The organism is Flavobacterium sp. FG68 (assembly GCF_057808895.1).
Genome location: NZ_JBMDIY010000013.1, coordinates 37,221 through 55,433 on the forward strand (window position 1 = coordinate 37,221; position 18,213 = coordinate 55,433).

Here is an 18,213-nt window from a genome sequence, read left to right on the forward strand (position 1 = left end):
AAATGATACTTTCTAGGAGTATCTGGAATAAAATCACTGTCTTTTTTCTGTTTTTCTTTTTTGCTTTAGCAAGTAATGCTCAAATTTTAGAGCCGGTAAAATGGACTTCTAAAATTGAAAAAAAAGGAAATAATGCTGTTTTAATTTTCGACGGAACGATCGAAAAAGACTGGCATATGTATTCGCAATTCACTCCGGAAGGTGGACCGCTTGCATTAGAAATTGCTTTTAAAAACCAAAAAGGAAACTACGAGTTAGTAGGAAAAGCAAAAGAAGGTAAAACCAGAACCGCTTTTAATGATGTTTTTGGCGTAAATGAAACTTTTTTTGAAGGAAAAGCGCATATCGAACAGGAAATAAAAATCATTAACCCGAATTTAAAAACGGTTGATGTTGATTTTGATTTTCAGGTTTGTAAAGAAGTTTGTATCAATTCAAATAAGAAATTTTCTATTGCAGTTCCTTCAACCTTTAAAATGGATGAAGTTCCGGTTGTAGCACCAGCACAATTAGATGAAACTAAAAGAGTTGGTTTAGCAATTGATACGGTTGCAAAAGCTCCTGCTTCTGAGATAAAGCAAGTAATAGAAACAGATAAAAAGTTAGCTCAGGCTAAAGAAGAAATTCCTGCTCCGGCACCTACAAGAAGTTTATGGTCAATCTTTTTTGTTGCTTTCTTGTTTGGATTCACTGCATTATTGACGCCGTGTGTTTTTCCAATGATTCCAATGACAGTAAGCTTTTTTACAAAACAAAGTAAAACAAGAGCTGCTGGAATAAGAAATGCTATTATTTATGGTATTGCTATTATTGTAATTTATGTTGGTTTAGGATTGATTGTTACTAAAATATTTGGTGCAGATGCCCTAAATGCATTGTCAACAGATGTTTGGTTTAATCTTATCTTCTTTGTGATCTTAGTTATTTTTGCTACTTCGTTTTTAGGTGCTTTTGAAATTATGCTTCCAAATTCGTGGGCAAACAAAGCTGATCAGCAAGCCGATAGAGGAGGAATAATAGGAATATTATTTATGGCATTAGCGTTAGCAATTGTATCTTTTTCATGTACAGGACCAATTGTAGGTACGATTTTAGTTGAAGCAGCGACAAATGGAGGTATTGCTCCAGCTGTTGGAATGTTAGGATTTTCTTCTGCATTAGCACTTCCGTTTATGTTGTTCGCTATGTTCCCGGGATGGTTAAATTCATTACCAAAATCTGGAGGCTGGTTAAATACCGTAAAAGTAGTTTTAGGCTTTTTAGAATTAGCATTTGCATTTAAATTTTTATCAAACGCCGATTTAGTTTTACAATTACATTTCTTAGAAAGGGAAGTATTCTTAGCGATTTGGATCGCAATTTTCGCAGCAATGACATTATATTTATTTGGAAAAATTACCTTACCTCATGATAGCCCGTTAGAACGTATTTCTGTTGGAAGATTGTATATGGGATTACTTACTTTGGTATTTACAGTTTATTTAATTCCGGGACTTTGGGGAGCACCATTAAAATTAATCAGTGCATTTCCGCCACCGCCGCAATACAGCGAAAGTCCGTTTGGAGTAGGAGGATCTGGTAATTCAGGTTTGAGTACCGATGTAAAAGGCCTTCCTGAAGGTGCAGAATTAGGCCCACACGGAATTATGGTTTTCCACGACTACGAAGATGGATTAGCGTATGCAAAAGAAATCCATAAGCCAATTATGCTTGATTTTACGGGTTATGCTTGCGTAAACTGCAGAAAAATGGAAAACAACGTTTGGTCTGAACCAACGGTTTTACCAATCCTGAAAAATGATGTTGTTTTGATTTCTCTTTATGTTGATGATAAACGCGAATTGCCAAAAGAGGAACAATTTGTAACCGCTGCCGGAGACAAAATCATTACAGTTGGCGATAAATGGACAGATTTTATGATCTCAAAATATAAAACCAATACACAGCCTTTATATGTTATTACTGACTTAGAAGGAAATAATTTACATACTTCTAAACCAACAATTAGCTATGTAAGTGCAGATGAATATTTAAATTGGTTAAAAGAGGGAATTGCTAACTTTAAATAAGTTATGAATTGTGAGTTAGGAATTATGAATTAAGAGATATCCTAATTCTTAATCTATCTAAAGATTTAAAATCTTAGCACCTTAAGAAATATAGCCCGCGGTTTCAACCGCGGGAACACAATCAATATCAAATCTCGATTTTATGATGTGTTCCACGATTGAAATCGCGGGAAGAATATAATCAATATCAAATCTCTATTCTATGCGTCCCACGGTTGAAACCGGGGACTATGTTTTAAGAAGTTTATGTTTTAGATCTGTTTTTAATCTAAAATCTACACTCTAAAATCTAAAATATAAAAGGTTAATTCAAACAAAAAAGCACTCTAAATAATATAGAGTGCTTTTTTTATCAGCAAGTAGTATATAAAAATTATTTTCTATAAGAATTCTCCGTGTTGAGAGATATCTAAACCTAATTCTTCTTTTTCTTCAGTAACTCTTAGAGGAGTAATTTTATTTACAATAAAGAATAAAATATAAGAACCTACAAAAGCGAAGATTGAAACGATAACTAAAGCAGTTAATTGGTTGATAAATAAAGTTGGAGTTCCGAAGATTAAACCTTGGTTATCACCAACAACCGGATTAATAGCTTTTGAAGCGAAAACACCAGTTAATAGCATACCTACCATACCACCAACACCGTGACAAGCAAATACATCAAGAGCATCATCGATTTTTCCTTTAGGGAATTTGCTTACTACTAGGTTACTTACAATTGCAGCAAATAAACCAATGAAGATTGCGTGAGAAATACTAACGAAACCAGCAGCAGGAGTAATGGCAACAAGACCTACAACAGCTCCAATACAAGCTCCAAGTGCAGATAATTTGTGTCCTAAAATTTTATCAAGGAAAACCCAAGCCATTGCAGCAGCGGCAGCAGCAACAGTAGTTGTTCCTAAAGCCTGTACAGCTAAACCATTTGATCCTAATGCAGATCCTGCATTGAAACCAAACCATCCAAACCATAATAAACCTGTTCCTAATAATACATACGTAATTCTCGCAGGATTAACTTTTTGAATTTTTCTTTTTCCTAAAAAGATAGCTCCGGCTAATGCAGCCCAACCAGCACTCATGTGTACTACAGTTCCGCCAGCGAAGTCAAGAACTCCCATTTTAAAGAAAACTCCATCAGGATGCCAGGTCATGTGAGCCAAAGGAGCATATATAACAATTATAAATAAAACCATGAATAACAAATAAGCCCAGAAACGTACACGTTCTGCAAAAGCACCTGTAATTAACGCAGGAGTAATGATGGCAAATTTGGCCTGAAATAATGCGAATAACATAAACGGAATCGTTGGTGCAAGACTCCATGCAGTGTTTGTTCCAACACCTTCAAAGAATAAATTAGAAGATGGATTTCCGATGATTCCTCCAATTGTAGGACCAAAAGCCAATCCAAAAGCAACAACAACCCATAAAATTGTAACAATTACCATTGCCATAAAACTTTGAAGCATAGTACTGATAACGTTTTTCTTACCTACCATACCTCCGTAGAAAAATCCTAATCCTGGAGTCATTAACAATACAAAAGCAGTTGCAACGATCATCCAAGCCGTATCTCCCGTATCAAACTTTACAGCTTCTGCCGGAATTGGGTTATCGGCGATGATGAAATTCGATATAAAGGTTAGTACCAAAATAGTGATAAGAATCACACTTAAAATAATTTTTCGCATAGTTATTTAGTTTTAAAATTTTTGATAAAAGTATAAAATGATTTAATACCCCCTAATAAAATAGAGTCTAATGTTTAATTTTTGTTAATTTTTAAATTTAACCCCTTCAATTTTGAATGTATTTGTTAAAACAGACTTAAAATTTACATTTTAGCAGCTTTTTTTTTTACTTAGTTATGAAATCGAATATTTTTCCTATTTTTTTAATACACTTTTTTGAGTTAAACTTGTTGTTTGTTATCTAAAAACATCTAATTAGATTTATTGTTGAATTATATTTAATGTTTTTAACACTTTTTGTAATTAAAATTTAAGAATGAAAAATCAGAAAATAAAGTGGGGAATAATTGGTCTGGGAAACATTGCACATCAATTTGCAGCAGATTTATTATTGGTTGAAGATGCAGAATTACTTGCTGTTGCTTCACGGGATATTTTGAAAGCAGAAGAATTTGGAGCAAAATTCAATGCTATGAGAATGTATAATTCTTATGATTTAATTTTTGAGGACAAAGAAATTGATATTGTATATATCGCAACACCTCACGATTCGCACGCTGAATTATCTATAAAAGCACTTGAAAGTGGTAAACATGTTTTATGCGAAAAACCAATTGCACTTTCGTACAAAGATGCCGAGCTTATGATTGAAGCTTCTAAAAAACATAACAAGTTTTTTATGGAAGCTTTCTGGACACGATTTATTCCGGCTGTTCAGGATGTTTTGTCAAAAGTTGAAAGTGGAATTATTGGCGAACCCAATTACATAAAAGCCGATTTTGCTTTTATAGGAAATGATATAGAAGGAAGCCGACTTTTTGATAAAAACCGCGGAGGCGGGGCATTATTTGATATTGGCGTTTATCCATTATTTCTCTCCTATATAGTATTCGGGATTCCGAAAGAGATAATTGCAAAAGCGGTTTATCATAAAAACGGAATGGATTTACAGACTTCGATGATTTTGCAATATGAAAAAGCACAATCAGTTTTACATTCTTCTATATTTTCAGAATCTGATATGAAAGCTTTAATTAGTGGAACACAAGGCCGAATCGAATTGAATTCGCCGTGGTTTATGGCTGATGGATATTCTGTTTTTAAAGAGGAACAAGAATCAGTTTATAATTTGCCGACTCTTGGGAAAGGATATACTCATGAAATTATGGAATGCAATAATTGTATCAGAAATAATCAAATTGAAAGTAAACTTTGGTCACATCAAAATAGTTTGGATTTGAGTAAGATTGTTGAGGAGATTAAAACACAGATTAGACTTCCATTTTAAAATTCTTTATTTGTAATAAAATATTTACAATTTAATATTTTTTTTCATTAGTTTTAAAAACAATTAATGAAAGGAATATTATGTTAGTAAAAGTTTACGGAAGTGCCGTTTTTGGAGTAGAAGCTACAACGATTACGATCGAGGTTCATATGGATAAAGGAATTGGTTATCATTTAGTTGGTCTTCCGGATAATGCCATAAAAGAAAGCAGTTACCGAATCGCGGCAGCCCTCAAAAATAATAATTTAAGTTTTCCCGGGAAAAAAATCACGATAAATATGGCGCCCGCCGACCTTAGAAAAGAAGGTTCTGCGTATGATTTGCCTCTTGCAATGGGAATTTTGGTTGGTTCAGATCAGATAAAAGCACCGGAAATTGAACAATATGTTATTATGGGTGAACTTTCTCTTGACGGAAGTTTACAGCCTATTCGTGGCGCATTACCCATTGCCATAAAAGCAAAAGAAGAAGGCTATAAAGGTTTTTTTCTGCCGATTCAAAATGTAAAAGAAGCTGCAATTGTTGCCGGTTTAGATGTTTACGGCGTTTCGAATCTGCAAGAAGTAATTGATTTTTTCGCAGGAAAAGGAACTCTTGAACCAACCGTAATTGATACAAGAGCCGAATTTTACAAAACCCTGGATTTCCCAGAATTTGATTTCTCAGACGTTCGCGGACAGGAAAGTATAAAACGTTGTATGGAAATTGCGGCTGCAGGCGGACATAATATTATTTTAATTGGCCCGCCCGGAGCCGGAAAAACAATGTTGGCAAAACGTGTTCCGAGTATTTTGCCTCCAATGACTTTGCGCGAAGCACTCGAAACCACTAAAATTCATAGTGTTGCAGGAAAATTAAAAGAAGTTGGGTTAATGAATCAGCGTCCGTTTCGAAGTCCGCATCATACTATTTCTAATGTTGCTTTAGTGGGTGGCGGAAGTTATCCGCAGCCGGGAGAAATCTCTATGGCGCACAACGGCGTTTTGTTTTTAGATGAATTACCGGAATTTAAACGTGATGTTTTAGAAGTTATGCGTCAGCCGCTTGAAGATCGTGAAGTTACAATTTCGCGTGCTAAATTTACGGTAACTTATCCGTCATCGTTTATGCTTGTGGCGAGTATGAATCCAAGTCCGAGTGGATTTTTCAACGATCCAAGTATGCCCAATACTTCTTCGCCACACGAAATGCAGCGTTACATGAGTAAAATCTCAGGTCCGCTTTTAGATCGAATCGATATTCATATTGAAGTTACCCCGGTTCCGTTTGATAAACTGGCAGACGACCGAAAAGCCGAAAGCAGTGTAGAAATTCGTAAGCGTGTAACCGCCGCACGCGAAATCCAGACAATACGTTTTGCAGAGATAGAAAATATCCATTACAATGCGCAAATGAGTAGTAAATTAATTCGTGATTTTTGCGCTTTAGACGAAAAATCAAAAGAACTTTTAAAAAATGCCATGGAACGTTTAAACCTTTCTGCAAGAGCGTATGACAGAATTTTAAAAGTTGCCAGAACGATTGCTGATTTAGATAATGCTCCGGTTGTAATTTCGCAGCATATCGCCGAAGCGATTCAATATCGAAGTTTGGATCGTGAGGGATGGCTGGGATAATTGATTTTAGATTGTAAGGCTTTGAGGTGAAAACTTTGTCAAAGTTTCAAACTTTGACAAAGTTCTGCGCAGTCTTGTCATTCCTCGTTCCTCGGAATGACAAATTATACGCTTAATTTCAACTCAACTCAACTCAATAAAATCTTCAATATGTATTTCATCCAAAAAATGAACATCATGCGAAACCACAATTAAAGTCCCTTTGTATTCATTGATGGCAGCCGTCAGGATTTCGATATTCTGAATGTCAAGATTATTTGTTGGTTCATCCAGAATAATAATATCCGGTGCTTGATTATTGATTGTTAAACAACAAAGCATCAAGCGCATTTTTTCTCCTCCGCTTAAAGCGAAACAAGGTTTGTTCCAGTCATTTTGCGAAAACAGAAATTTATTCAGTTTCATTTTTATATCATGTTCCTGTAAACCAGAAACATTAAACTTCTGAGCTTGTTCATAAACCGAAATTTCATTTTCAATAAGCGAATAATCCTGATCAATGTAAATTATTTTAGAATTAGCTTTGTAGACAGTTCCTGTTTTAGGTCGTAATTCGCCCATGATTATTTTAATCAAAGTCGTTTTTCCGGAGCCATTTAAACCTTTTAAGGCAATACGCTGTCCGCTTAGAATTTGAAAATTGAGTGGATTTTTCCATAACAATTGATTTTCGTAACCATGATTAATTTCAGTCGCTGTAAAAAGTATTTTCCCTTTATGAAGATTGGTTTTGTCAAAGCCAAATTTCATTTGATCAATATCTGGTAAAGCCGAACGTAATTCTTGTAAATCCTTTGAGATTCCGCCGATTTTTTCTGCATGAACACCTTTCGTTTTTGCTGTGCTGTTTTCGGCATTGTTTCGTAAAGTATTCATCATAATTCTCGAAACTCCGGCTTTCTTCTGTTTCTTTTCGCCACGGGAATCCAGTTTGTTTTGACGTTCCAGCGTTTCACGTTCTTTTTCTTTAGCTTTACGCAAAGCCTTTTCTTTACTCTGAATATCCTGACTCAAAGCATTATTTTCAATTTGTTTTTGCTCGGCATAAAAATCATAGTTACCGCCGTAAACCGTAATTCCGTGTTTAGATAATTCGTAAACAGAATTTAGCAAATTCAATAGTTTTCGATCGTGACTTACTATGATTAAAGTTGAACAAGTGTTTTTTATAAATCCATATAATAATTCTCTTCCCGAAATGTCCAAATGATTACTCGGTTCATCGAGTAAAACCAGTTCAGGTTCATGAATTGAAATTCCGGCCAGAAAAACTTTTGTTTTTTGTCCGCCGCTTAACGTTTCCAGTTTTTGATCTAAACTTAAATCTTGTAATTGCCAATACTGCAACGCTTCATTACAGCGATCTTCAATTGTCCAGTCGTCGTTTAAAGTGTTGAGATTTTGTTCAGAAACATTTTCGTTAAGAATTTCCTGAAGCGCATTCAACTTATCTTCAACCTGCAAGGCTTGTGCAATTGTAAGATGGTTAAACTGCCCAAATATCTGCGGCAGATAATAAGGTTTAGAATCTGTTTTTAATAAACCGTCGGCAGGCTGTAATTCGCCAGCAATAATTTTTAATAATGTTGATTTTCCAACGCCGTTATTGCCAATTAAAGCAATCTTTTCATGACGGTTAACTGTAAAAGTAATTTTATCAAACAATAAATCTTTGTTTGAATGCAGGTATGAGATATTCTGTAAAATAACCATAATTTCTTTCTTTAAGGAATAAACAAATGAGCAAACCGTTTTTGGGCTTACCTTAAAATTGTCCGAAAGAAATTTTTATTCACATAGAGTTTGTGCGGTTTATTAGTGTTGCAAAGATATAAAAAATATTTTTTAAGATTTGAATATCAGATTATTCAAACTTTAAATTGGCATTTTTCGACATTAAATAGGAGGTAAGCTTTTTAATTTTTCCATTTTCCATTTCAAAAACATCGCAAAAAACGGCATCCAGTTTATTTCCGTTTTTCATGTTTCCCTGAACAGCACCTTCGGCAATTACGATATCATTTTCTTCAATTAATTTTATAATCTGAATCGTTGGACTGCCTACAAAGTTCTCATTTTCAATTTCTTTATCAAATGCTTCTTTTCCCACATGCTGATAAATTCCGGGCATTTCCCAAATTACATCATCAGTAAGGCAAGCAAGAACTCTGTCATGATCGCTTACCATAAAAGCAGCCATGTATTCGTTTACGGTTTGTTTATTTGGTGTCATGATTAAAATTTCAAACTAAATTAATAATTTTTTAATCGTATTATTTGATCTTTATTTGCCCATTTGATTCATAAGTAAAAACCCAGGTTCTGCTGCTTTCATAGCTCAAAGCAGCATCATAGTATTTGGTTTCTGTATATTTTCTGTAATTATTTTTTGAAAGAGAACGATAGAAACATTCGTCTAATAATTGTAATTTTCTGAAAGGATTTGTTGAGTTGTCATAATCTTCAAAAGTTCTGATGATTTTTTCTCCCTTACTTACTCCCTTATGCAATTCAAGATATTCGGTTTTTGTCAAATTACCATTTGCATCATAATAAAAATTCTCCTCATAAGATCTAACATAATCATTTGGATCTGAAGCATCATAAGGGACATTAGGATAAGTTGTAGTTATTTTTACAAGCTTATTTTCGCTATATGTAAAAATCTGTTTTTTAGCCAAATAAGGACTGGATGTATTTGGGATTTCTTTCGCAATAATTTGATTTGCAGAATTTAAAGTAATTAGTTTGGTGTTTTTTCCTACTTGAAAATCTGGAGAAGTCGAAAAATCTTCGATAGTTACTGTATTGTTTGAATAAACGAAAGAAGTGTAAACATCTTTTGTGTACACTCTGTTGTAACCAGTTGAACCTGCAACAGCAAAAAAGCCACCATTTTTTTTCGTTAACCTTTGGTTTGAATCATATTCTAAAGTAAACTTCATTACTCCCGGATTAACAGGTACAAAGTCAGAGTAAAATAAATCTGGGTTTATTTCTTTAAGTAAAGATTCATTATCTGGATTATTTACAGGTTCATCATCATTAGAGCAAGAAATTATAAACAATGCAAGAAATAAAAATTTAAGTAGTTTCATTTGTTTCAAAATTGTGGTTTTTGGTAATGTTTAATTTTGGATAAATATAGAAATTTTTAATAATCTGCTATTTCTTTTCAAGTGAAATTTCTTATTATTTTTTAGACCTTAATCTGTTCTTAAATGAAAGTAAATTTTAGATTTTTTTAGAAATATTCCAAAAACTCATTTTTCTTCGGGTAACAAAACCTAATTTTTCATATAGTTTGACAGCTCCAATATTACTTTCAACAACATGCAAAAACGGAATTTTACCTTCATCAAAAATATTATTTACAACATGCGAAGTCAGTTGTTTAGCGTAGCCTTTTCCAGTATGATCCGGATGCGTAATAATGGCGCTGACTTCTGTAAAATTATTCATTTTCATGCGTTCACCAGCAATTGCAGCTAATTTTCCATCATTGAAAATTCCGTAATAATTACCTAACAAAGGTGTTTTGGTTTTAAAATATCCAGGCTGAACTAAATTTACTAAATCAAATAATTCTGCTGAATGCTCTTCATTCAGCTTAATGATTTCATTATCAAATGTTATTTGAATTTTTTGATGGATAATCATTTGAAGACAAACTAGTTCTTTTACCAATTTTAAAGTGTCAGCTATTTTAGGTTTTTCGCCAACAATAAAGAAATTTTCACATAACGAAGCATATTTTTCTGCTGATTCTAAAGTGCTCTCAAGGTCTAAAAATCCTCCAAACGGACAATAATCCGGATTATAAAATTTGGTTCCGTTATAGTCAAAAGCAAATTTAGCATGGCTTTCAGACAACGAATTCCAAACGGGATTATCTAATTTATTTTCTTCTGTATTGTTCATTTTATTCTTTGCTTTGCGGGTAAAAGAATTTAAAAGAATTCGAAACTGCCGGATGTAAAATCGTACTGTGATTCTCTGCAGGGAAATAATCAAAATAACTTTTAATGTTTTTGCTTTTTGATGCCTTTATTTTTTCGGCCAATAAATTAGCATCAACTTCCATAACTCTCGGCATTTGGGTTGGCGCAAGTCCTTCTTTGCCTACAGCAATATAAATCTCAATATTTTGTTTGAAATTCTCCTGAAAAATTTCAGAATCCAGATTTAAAATAGAACCATTATCCCACCATAAACTCGGGCTTACAATTACATATTTATTAAAAAGAGACGGTTTTTTAAATAAGATTTCGGTTTCCAGCAATCCGCCTAAAGATTGACCAATAATGGTTTTAGAATTGTTGGTTTTGTATTTTTTATCAATAAAAGGCTGTAATTCTTTTTCGATAAAAGCAATAAATTTATCTGAATGTCCGGTTGTTGGAAATCGGCTTTTATCCTTTTCAACAGTTGTTGGAAAAGTAAAATCCCTTCTTCTGTCGACAGTTGCAATACCTACAACAATCGATTTTGGAACCTGATTAATCCATTCAAAACTATTAAACTGTACTAAACCCGAAATATGAATAAAATCTTCATCGGCAGAACCATCTAATAAATAAATTACGGGATATTTTTCCTGATCTTTAGGATTATAACCTTCAGGAAGATAAATGTTTAGAATTCTATTTTCGCCTAATTCTTTAGATTGAATTTCATCTATAACACCTAAAACAAAAGGTTTAGTCGTTTCTGTAGTTTTAGATTTACTGTTTTGGCTGAAAATTAGAGTTGAAGAAAGAAGTAAAAAAGTGAGGATAAAAAACTTGTTCATTATGGAAGTAAAAATGATTTATAAAAGACGAAAGTTACAATTTTTATTTTTTGCAGCTTTCGTCTTTCCTATCATTTGAACAGATTATTTTGCCTTCTCTGCAAAAATTTTGTCTAAACCTTCCATTGCAATTGTAAATCCTTCTTTGAAACCCATTTCGATAATTTTTTCTAAATCAGATAAATTTTCATGTTTGATGGCAATATCAACAATAGTTGAATTTCCTTTTTCAGAAAAATTTACATTCCAGTTTGATCTCGGAAAATCAGTATTTAAGTTTCCTTCGCTGTCGCTAAAAGCGTCCAGATATTTAAAGTTAGTTTTCGGACTAATCGAAGTAAAATCGGCAATTGCCCAATGTTCTTCGCCTTGCGGGCCAACCATAGCGTATATTCTGCGTCCGCCTTCTTTAAAATCCATACTTTTAGTTTTAGATTTCCACGGAGCCGGCGCCCACCATTGATCTAAAATTTCAGGTTCTGTCCATGCAGACCAAACATTTGCTAATGATGCGTCAAACTCACGTTTTACATTTACGGTACTATTTTCTTTATCTACAGTAAAATTCATTAAAAGATTTGATTTCATAATTCTCTAGATTTTAAATTCATTCTTACTTTATTGAAACTATTTTATTTTCGTGCTTCAAAGATTTTATCCAGACTTTGCATAGTGGCTGTAATTCCTTCTTTGAAACCCATTTCGATTATTTTTTCTAATTCTTCAAAGCTGTATCGTCTTATTGCAATATCAACAACTGTCAAATCGCCTTGCTCAGAAAACGTTAAATCCCAATAAGAACTTCCAAAAGCTGAATTTGGATTTCCTTCCGCATCGCAAAAAGTGGTAGCATGTTTAAAGTTTGTTTTAGGAGAAATCGAAGAATATTCAAAAATACTCCAGCGTTCATCACCTTCCGGACCAACCATGGCATACAATCTTTTTCCGCCTTCTTTAAATTCCATAACTGTTGTTTTAGATTTATACGGCGCCGGTGCCCACCATTGGTCTAAAATTTCAGCTTCTGTCCAGGCAGACCAAACATCTGAAAGTGATGCGTCGAATTCACGTTTTATATTTACGGTTTTATTTTCTTTGTCAACTTCAAAATTCATTACTAGATTAGATTTCATTTTTTTTAGATTTTAGATTAATTAATACTTGATCTAATTGACTAAATCTGCTTTCCCAAATCTTTTTGAATTGTTCCAGCCATTGATCAACTTCTTTCATTTTTTCAATTTTGAGCTGATAATAAATTTCTCTGCCCACTTTTTTTTCGTCGAGTAATTCACATTCATTTAAAATTTTAATGTGTTTTGAAACCGCCTGTCTTGTCGTATTAAATTGATCTGCAATAGCATTTGGTGTTAATGCATTGGCAGAAACCAAAACTAAAATTGCTCTTCGTGTAGGATCTGCAATGGCCTGAAATATATCTCGTTTCATTTTAAATATAATTTACGCAACTAATCAGTTGCAAATATAAGCAACTTTTTGGTTGCGCAATTATTTTTTTTCAATTTTTTTTATGTGAGAGGTTTATAAAAGAAAAAAAACGCATAAAATGCGCCTTTTGTGTAGTATTAAATTATCCTCTAAATTTATTTCGAACAATAATATCTTTTAGTCTTGCTTTTAGATCTTCGCCAGTATCATAAACCATTTGTTCGTTGTTTGGAAACGGAACGGCACGTTTATTAAAATACGAAATGTAGTTATCGTCGCAGGCATTTCGGTCACCTTTATAAGTCGAATAAATATTCTCAAAAATAACCTCGCTGCTTACGGGGAAAGTCTGCAGTAACTGATTCGTTTTTAAATCAACATAATCTACTTTTGCCGTTACCTGACAAGATTTATATTGTCTGAACTCGTAAATATTGGCACGAAGCGTTCTGTAATTGTCTACTTTTATTTCTTTTCCTAAACTGTCTTTTACAGGTCTTCCGCGACTGTCAAGAAGTGTTTTTACACCATCTTTAATTTGCCTTTCTTTAATAAATTCCTTCTCTTTAATCTGCTCTGGCGAAATAAAAATATCTTTGAAATTGATGATCAAACTATAATCATAATTTACATTTTTTTGTCGCGCACTGTGGTAAACGGTCCATTTATCGTTAAGTCCGTAAGTTTTAAAATCCAGTAAATCGTCCTGAAGCAGTTTCGGAATCACCATATTAGTTTCGTTTTTTGCATAAACATCCACAAAATCAGTTCCTTTAAACTGAGCGTCGTCCATCAGTTTTTTGGTGTTTTTGTAATTCGGATTTATGCTTTCCAGATAGAAAAAATCATCATACGCTTTTCTAAAATCCAGTTTATTGTTTGATTTTAAAAGCGCCGAAGCATTTTCGTATAAATATTTTGAAAGCGCATTTCTGCTGCTCACAATTTGATCTGAGTAATTATCAAACGGAAAACTGGCATTTTTTCCTTGTTTCAATAAACGAAGAGGCAGTAAAGGACGAATTTTTTCCTGACGGTTATTTAGCTGTAAATAAGTATTATAAATGCGTTCTGCATTTGCCGGATTGGCTTCTTTTGACATCATATCAAGATCGCGTAAATCTCGGTCTTTTGCCTTTGCATACGCTTCTTCAAGCAAATACACATAATCTTGTTTTCCTTTAGAATCTTTATTGGTTCTCAAAGTTTCGACAGCGCGATCAATTGCGCCGTCGTAGTTACCATCGCTTATTAAAGCTTGAGTTGTTTTAACGCCGCATGAAGAAAAGGCTAAAAATAATATAGAAAATAAAAAAGTAATTTTTTGCATGATATTCATTTTGAAGGTGTAAATATATCTTTTTTAACTTTCAACAACTATGCCTTTTTTAAATTTTTTAGAAGCAGAGGATTCCGTTTTCCAGAATTACTTTTAGTCCCGCTTTCGCCTTTATCTCTCCATTTCATTACGAGGATACCGGCTCTATCGGGGCTAGGCAAGAACAATAATTTTTCATAAGAAATTAGAAAGATTCTGCCTTTTTCTTACTCAGTTAAAAACTTTTTAATCAAAACAATCTGTCCTAAATGATAATAACTATGTTCAATCATGGCTTCGATATTTCTTTTATACGTTCCGTATTTTTCATCTACAAAAACCTGATCTAATTTTTCGTCGGGCATTTGTTCTATAAAAGAGGCAAATTCTTCGGCAGCATTCCAGAATTTATATAAAAAAGTCTTCCAGTCTTCCTGCGAAGTAATGGGAGGGAAGTCAAAACTAAATTTGTCTTTTATATCCAGAGGTCCGCCTTTAAAAACATTATTAATTCCGTTGATGTAATAATGAATGTGCTGCGCCAAAATTGAAATGGTATTGAGGTTTTTTACCGGAGTTACAGCAATTTTCCAGTCTAAATTTTCGAGCTGGTGTTTGTAATTGGTATTGGCAATCCAGGTTCCGTTTAAAATAGTTTCTCTAAAACGATTGGCAATTTCTACAGTGTTTTTCATATTTCAATATTTTAGAATCTATAATGAGAATTGATTTATTCCTGCTGAACCCATTCGTATTTACCGTTGTTTTTTTGAGTTCTTAAGTCCTTTAAGATGTTATTTTTTTCATTAATTATTTAAATATATTTCAGCCACCAAAAATTATTTTCGGCCTTATATTTTCCAAACCATTGACTAGGTTTGTAAAGCAATCCAACAACAAAAATCCAAATCAAATAAATAGCCCAAAGTGGTAACCCGCTTTCTACGCCTTTAGGTCTTCCGAAAGTTCCAGAAGCAAATTCAAATTGTGACCAATCAAAACCTTGTATAATAAGCATGCCTAAGGTTAAAATATGAATAACATAAAAATGAATGACAAAATAAAATAAAGGTACTTTTCCGTAAACTAAAGTCACCTTTTTAACTTTGCTGTGAAATTGATCTGCAAAAGCAAGAAGTAAAAAAGTAATGCCCAAAGTAACCAAACAGAATAGGAGTGAAGGCGGATATTTGGTCACATTAATAAAAGACAAAAATGTAAAAACAGCATTTTTTTGTATTGTCCATAAAGCGGGGTCGCCATAAATATTTATAAAGCGAATTATTGTAAATAGGACTAAAGTACTTAAACCAATTTTTGTGAATAGTTTTTTCCTTTTCTCTTCTGCCAATTCAAAGAATTTTCCTGCTGCAAAACCAACAAGCATAATTCCGAGCCAAGGAATCGGCGGATATCCCATGATGAAAGCTCTTCCTGAAAACGGAAACACAACCGGACTAAAAAAAGGTGCTAAAACAGTTTTTATAACTGAATTTTCTGCAAATGGAATAAGCGGTAAAAGATTGTGAAAAACGAGAATCAGCAATCCTATTATTCCAAGTGTTTTAGAACGGATTTTGAGTAATAAACTTAAAGCTATAAACCCAAAACCTATTGCAGCTATCACTTCAAATAATAGTGTGTGAAAACCAATATCGAAGAACAATCCAAAATTGACGATTGTAAATTCAAGCAGAATGAGCCAAAGACCTCTTTTTAATAAAAGCTGTCTGGTTTCGGTAAAATTATTTTTGTTTTGAAGTGAAAGATAAACCGAAGTTCCTGCCAGGAAAACAAAAGTGGGTGCACATAAATGTGTAATAAAACGGGTAAAAAATAATACAGGTGAAGTAGTCGCTAAATCGGTGGGACTTTGCGTGATCGAATTGACATGCATCAAATCACGCACATGATCAAGAGCCATAATAATCATTACAATTCCGCGAACAATGTCTATTGATGGATGTCGTTTCATGATTTTGATTTTTAAATACTTAAAAGTAAATCTAATGATTTTTTGTAAAAGTATTCCCAGTAAAAAATAATCGAAATTTAGGGCATCATAAATTTTTATTTTCGGGCTCTAAAGCAATTAAAATTGCCCATTTAAAATAACTCAGATTAGGTTTTATATCTTATTCAAAATCGCTTCTATTTTGGCTTCAGATTTTTCTTTGATTGGGCTGTCGGGATGAAAACTCCAAATGATTAGAAATTTTCCTTTTGCCAGATATTCTTCCGGATGTTCATCTGTTGGCTGACCGTCTTTTCCCCATAATAAGCCTTGTAGAAAACGGTCGCCTTTAAAAACGTGATCAAATTCAAAATACATGATAGAACCGCTGTCTGCTCTGTTTTTAAAACTCTGAATTAGTTTGCTTTTTACGGTTCCCACAATGTTGCTGTACGTTTCAATATCTGTATAAAAATTACAAGCCTGCGGAGTAACACAAATCTGACCGTCGTTAGGTGCGTAGCCTTTTGGAATTTCTTTGGCTTTTAGTTTTAAATCTGCGAGAGTTTGGCTGAATACGTTTGCCGTAAATAATAAGAATAATGCCGATAGGGGAATCGTAATTTTCATAGGTTTTTGGTTTAGGTTAAGTTTTTATAGTTTTAATTTGATATTAATTTAGGAGTTTATAAAGTTCAGAATAATATCATAAACACTGTTCCAATTTATAAGCAGTCCGATTGAAAATGAGACTACATTACAGACTATAGAAGCTAAAAGTGCCTTTTTAAAATCTATTTTAAGTAATTTATAAATTATAACTGATTCGATAATAATTGCAAAACATTCGCTAAATGCGATATAAGGAAATCTTGATGATATAAAGGCCGGAAAAACAAACCAAACATAAGGCAAAGTTGAAAATGAAGTTATGAATCCTGTAATTAATAACAGCTTATTTGTTATGCTTAGTTTCTTGTATTTGGTTTTAAATAGAAGAAATAAAATAAGGGTTTCGATGAAAATTGTAACCAGCAATGCGAGTAAAAAATGAAATATTTTAGTGTTTGCATAAATTTCAATTACTCTGTCATCATTTTTAAAAGGATAAACATCGCTTTTGCTTTGTTCTTCATAAGCATATTCTTTTACCGAAAACGGTTCTCCATTACTATACTCAAATAATTCTTTGCATTTATATAATATAATTCTTGTCTTGGTAAGTTTCACAATTTTATACTGTTCTTCGAGAAAAGACATTGGGTCATCATTATCAGTGTATCCGCCCTCGCTGCCAATAGAAATATTAGCTTTCAGAACATTTTTATCCTCCAGCCAATTAATAGTATCTAAATTTTTATTTAAAAGATAACTTTTCTTGGCAGCCACGATATAAAACATGTTGAATTTATATCCTTTGTGAATACAATCTTTAGAATTTATAATATACGATTCAGTAGAATGGTCTCCTGATACTTGCTTTATATAGCCAATAAAAGAATAATCCGGAAACTCATCAATGTTTATTATTTTGACGCATTTTCCATAATAATGTGTGTTTTCGGGGACAACATCGCAGTAAGATGTTTGGAAGAAGAATAAAAAGAGTACTAAGAAAAGTAGGTTTTTCATATTTTTTATCCTCTTCTAATTTTCACCTGATAAACAATTTCCCAAAAAATAATTGAAAACACAGCATTAGCAAATATTGCCGTTTTAACCTGATACGGATCGTAATTTAAAAGCAAATGTAAATTTGTAAACTTCAAGGCCAGAAATAAAGCCAAAGCAGCAATCCCAACAGCGAAAAGTATATTTAATAAAGGTTTCCATTTTAAAGCTAAAAATGCATATATAAGATTAAGAACCGCAAACCCGCAACCTAAAGTGATGTATGGATCTGTTTTTAATTTTTCGCCCAGCAATAACAAAGGGGAAGTTGCAGTAAGATATAAAAAAAAGAGAATTGAATAAAGTAGGATTCGTATTTGTGGTTTCATTTTGTTTGTTTTTGATAGTTTGTTTTTCGT

Annotated in this window: 18 protein-coding genes; 3 read left to right on the forward strand and 15 right to left on the reverse strand. The window is 33.1% G+C overall.

What is annotated here, in order from left to right:
• The first annotated feature begins 2 nt into the window (after positions 1 to 2).
• Positions 3 to 2,069 (forward strand): protein-disulfide reductase DsbD family protein, encoded by a 2,067-nt coding sequence (locus ACODSB_RS10110; protein WP_488936934.1) that lies wholly within the window; start codon positions 3 to 5, stop codon positions 2,067 to 2,069.
• A gap of 380 nt (positions 2,070 to 2,449) precedes the next feature.
• Here the strand turns inward: ACODSB_RS10110 and ACODSB_RS10115 are convergent, their stop codons facing one another.
• Positions 2,450 to 3,766 (reverse strand): ammonium transporter, encoded by a 1,317-nt coding sequence (locus tag ACODSB_RS10115; RefSeq protein ID WP_053471095.1) that lies wholly within the window; start codon positions 3,764 to 3,766, stop codon positions 2,450 to 2,452.
• Positions 3,767 to 4,082: 316 nt separating this feature from the next.
• On the opposite strand from ACODSB_RS10115, the gene ACODSB_RS10120 reads away from it, so the two are divergent.
• Together ACODSB_RS10120 and ACODSB_RS10125 are read left to right on the forward strand one after the other, a co-directional pair.
• A complete protein-coding gene (locus ACODSB_RS10120; protein WP_488936935.1) occupies positions 4,083 to 5,054 on the forward strand; it encodes a Gfo/Idh/MocA family protein in 972 nt (323 codons plus the stop codon).
• A gap of 80 nt (positions 5,055 to 5,134) precedes the next feature.
• Positions 5,135 to 6,670: a YifB family Mg chelatase-like AAA ATPase gene (locus ACODSB_RS10125; protein WP_488936936.1), complete on the forward strand. Its 1,536-nt coding sequence runs from the start codon at positions 5,135 to 5,137 to the stop codon at positions 6,668 to 6,670.
• Positions 6,671 to 6,793: 123 nt separating this feature from the next.
• Here ACODSB_RS10125 and abc-f read toward each other — a convergent pair whose 3' ends face one another.
• The 14 genes from abc-f to ACODSB_RS10195 form a co-directional block, all read right to left on the reverse strand.
• Entirely contained in the window at positions 6,794 to 8,383 is a 1,590-nt protein-coding gene (abc-f, locus tag ACODSB_RS10130) for a ribosomal protection-like ABC-F family protein (protein WP_488936937.1), read from the reverse strand.
• Positions 8,384 to 8,534: 151 nt separating this feature from the next.
• Entirely contained in the window at positions 8,535 to 8,903 is a 369-nt protein-coding gene (locus ACODSB_RS10135; RefSeq protein ID WP_488936938.1) for a nuclear transport factor 2 family protein, read from the reverse strand.
• Between the two features lie 40 nt (positions 8,904 to 8,943).
• Positions 8,944 to 9,768 carry a hypothetical protein gene (locus tag ACODSB_RS10140; protein WP_488936939.1) on the reverse strand — a complete coding sequence of 275 codons (825 nt, stop codon included), beginning with the start codon at positions 9,766 to 9,768 and terminating at the stop codon, positions 8,944 to 8,946.
• Between the two features lie 136 nt (positions 9,769 to 9,904).
• Positions 9,905 to 10,591: a GNAT family N-acetyltransferase gene (locus ACODSB_RS10145; RefSeq protein ID WP_488936940.1), complete on the reverse strand. Its 687-nt coding sequence runs from the start codon at positions 10,589 to 10,591 to the stop codon at positions 9,905 to 9,907.
• Between the two features lies 1 nt (position 10,592).
• Entirely contained in the window at positions 10,593 to 11,462 is an 870-nt protein-coding gene (locus ACODSB_RS10150) for an alpha/beta hydrolase (RefSeq protein WP_488936941.1), read from the reverse strand.
• Positions 11,463 to 11,546: 84 nt separating this feature from the next.
• The gene (locus ACODSB_RS10155; protein ID WP_488936942.1) at positions 11,547 to 12,050 is read right to left on the reverse strand and encodes an SRPBCC family protein; all 504 of its coding nucleotides are present in this window, start codon (positions 12,048 to 12,050) and stop codon (positions 11,547 to 11,549) included.
• 44 nt (positions 12,051 to 12,094) lie between these two features.
• Positions 12,095 to 12,595 (reverse strand): SRPBCC family protein, encoded by a 501-nt coding sequence (locus ACODSB_RS10160; protein ID WP_488936943.1) that lies wholly within the window; start codon positions 12,593 to 12,595, stop codon positions 12,095 to 12,097.
• Positions 12,585 to 12,911: an ArsR/SmtB family transcription factor gene (locus ACODSB_RS10165; protein WP_053471085.1), complete on the reverse strand. Its 327-nt coding sequence runs from the start codon at positions 12,909 to 12,911 to the stop codon at positions 12,585 to 12,587. Before ACODSB_RS10165 ends, ACODSB_RS10160 begins: the two co-directional genes overlap by 11 nt.
• Before the next feature lie 142 nt (positions 12,912 to 13,053).
• A complete protein-coding gene (locus ACODSB_RS10170; RefSeq protein ID WP_488936944.1) occupies positions 13,054 to 14,241 on the reverse strand; it encodes a hypothetical protein in 1,188 nt (395 codons plus the stop codon).
• 215 nt (positions 14,242 to 14,456) lie between these two features.
• Entirely contained in the window at positions 14,457 to 14,924 is a 468-nt protein-coding gene (locus tag ACODSB_RS10175) for a DUF1572 domain-containing protein (RefSeq protein ID WP_488936945.1), read from the reverse strand.
• A 119-nt stretch (positions 14,925 to 15,043) separates the two neighbouring features.
• On the reverse strand, positions 15,044 to 16,204 hold the full coding sequence (locus ACODSB_RS10180; RefSeq protein WP_488936946.1) for an acetyltransferase domain-containing protein: 1,161 nt from the start codon (positions 16,202 to 16,204) through the stop codon (positions 15,044 to 15,046).
• A 153-nt stretch (positions 16,205 to 16,357) separates the two neighbouring features.
• Positions 16,358 to 16,813 carry a hypothetical protein gene (locus tag ACODSB_RS10185; protein ID WP_488936947.1) on the reverse strand — a complete coding sequence of 152 codons (456 nt, stop codon included), beginning with the start codon at positions 16,811 to 16,813 and terminating at the stop codon, positions 16,358 to 16,360.
• Positions 16,814 to 16,861: 48 nt separating this feature from the next.
• A complete protein-coding gene (locus ACODSB_RS10190; RefSeq protein WP_488936948.1) occupies positions 16,862 to 17,815 on the reverse strand; it encodes a hypothetical protein in 954 nt (317 codons plus the stop codon).
• Positions 17,816 to 17,820: 5 nt separating this feature from the next.
• Complete coding sequence (locus ACODSB_RS10195; protein ID WP_488936949.1) at positions 17,821 to 18,183, reverse strand: hypothetical protein; 363 nt, start codon at positions 18,181 to 18,183, stop codon at positions 17,821 to 17,823.
• Positions 18,184 to 18,213 lie beyond the last annotated feature (30 nt).